The 1,377-nt window shown below is 63.0% G+C and carries 3 protein-coding genes; all 3 read left to right on the top strand.

Annotation, left to right across the window (positions count from 1 at the left end; genetic code table 11):
- Positions 1 to 181 precede the first annotated feature (181 nt).
- Positions 182 to 745: a 30S ribosomal protein S5 gene (gene rpsE / locus EOC06_RS23310; protein WP_128308892.1), complete on the top strand. Its 564-nt coding sequence runs from the start codon at positions 182 to 184 to the stop codon at positions 743 to 745.
- A gap of 24 nt (positions 746 to 769) precedes the next feature.
- Positions 770 to 967: a 50S ribosomal protein L30 gene (gene rpmD / locus EOC06_RS23305; protein WP_006205449.1), complete on the top strand. Its 198-nt coding sequence runs from the start codon at positions 770 to 772 to the stop codon at positions 965 to 967.
- Positions 968 to 989: 22 nt separating this feature from the next.
- Positions 990 to 1,377: 50S ribosomal protein L15 (rplO, locus tag EOC06_RS23300; RefSeq protein ID WP_245469952.1), on the top strand; the 388-nt coding region annotated here is incomplete at its 3' end.

Below are 1,377 nucleotides of genomic sequence, written 5' to 3'. Positions count from 1 at the left end.
GAGGCTGCCCGCGAAGGTGGCTTGAGCTTCTAAGCATAGTCCCGAAAAGTTGCAGACTTTTCGGATAGGGATTATGCGAAGGAATTGATTTCGCCCCCGGTGACCGTTTCCCGATTTATTCGGGGCGAGGCACCGGATCTTATCAGCAACCGTGCTTCCGGAAAAAAACAAGGAACAGGATATGGCACAGGAACGTAGGGATGGCGGCCGCGGCCGCGATCGTGAAGAACGCGATGACGGCATGGCGGACAAGCTCGTCCACATCAACCGCGTCGCCAAGGTCGTCAAGGGCGGCCGTCGCTTCGGTTTTGCAGCACTCGTCGTCGTCGGCGACCAGAAGGGCCGCGTCGGCTTTGGTCACGGCAAGGCGCGCGAAGTGCCGGAAGCCATCCGCAAGGCAACTGAATCGGCCAAGCGCGACATGATCTTCGTGCCGCTGCGCTCGGGCCGTACGCTGCATCACGACGTCGAAGGACGCTGGGGTGCTGGACGCGTGCTGCTGCGCGCCGCCAAGCAAGGTACCGGCATCATCGCCGGTGGCCCGATGCGCGCTGTCTTCGAGACGCTCGGCATGCATGACGTGGTCGCCAAGTCGATGGGTTCGTCGAACCCCTACAACATGGTTCGCGCCACCTTCGACGCGCTGAAGAGCCAGATGCATCCCAAGGATGTGGCTGCTGCTCGCGGCATCAAGTATTCGACCCTTCAGGCCCGCCGCGGCACCGCCGTTGCGGCTGAAGAATAGTCGATCTGACCAGGGATTTTGACCATGGCCAAGAAAGCAACCAAGACCATCACCGTTGAGCAGATCGGTTCGCCGATCCGCCGTCCGAAGGAACAGCGCGCGACGCTGGTCGGCCTCGGCCTCAACAAGATGCACAAGCAGCGCACGCTGGAAGATACGCCCTCCGTGCGCGGCATGATCGCTGCCGTCCAGCATCTCGTCCGCGTCGTGGACGAGGGCTGAGCCAGAGCGCAGGAGAACTCAGATGAAACTCAACGATCTGCGTGACAAGGACGGCGCGACGCACTCCAAGAAGCGTCTCGGCCGTGGTATCGGCTCCGGCTCCGGCAAGACCGGCGGTCGCGGCGTCAAGGGCCAGAAGGCGCGCTCCGGCGTCGCCATCAACGGCTTCGAGGGTGGCCAGATGCCGCTCTACCGGCGCCTGCCGAAGCGTGGCTTCAACAACATCTTCGCCAAGAGCTTCACCGTCGTGTCGCTGGCCCGCATCCAGGTGGCCATCGATGCCAAGAAGCTCGATGCCAAGGCGACCGTGACGGCTGAATCGCTGGTTGCCGCTGGCGTCATCCGCCGCGTCAAGGACGGCGTGCGCATCCTCTCGGACGGCGAGATCAAGGCGAAGCTCGCCTTTGACG

This window comes from Mesorhizobium sp. M7A.F.Ca.MR.362.00.0.0, from assembly GCF_004023175.1.
GTDB lineage: Bacteria > Pseudomonadota > Alphaproteobacteria > Rhizobiales > Rhizobiaceae > Mesorhizobium.
The sequence above is the reverse complement of the archived record's forward strand: the minus strand, read 5'-3'. Positions and strand labels throughout refer to the sequence as shown.

Bases quoted from the DNA above. Each gene is read 5' to 3' on its own strand.
- rpsE (WP_128308892.1), top strand. From the start codon at position 182: ATGGCACAGGAACGTAGGGATGGCGGCCGCGGCCGCGATCGTGAAGAA.
- rpmD (WP_006205449.1), top strand. From the start codon at position 770: ATGGCCAAGAAAGCAACCAAGACCATCACCGTTGAGCAGATCGGTTCG.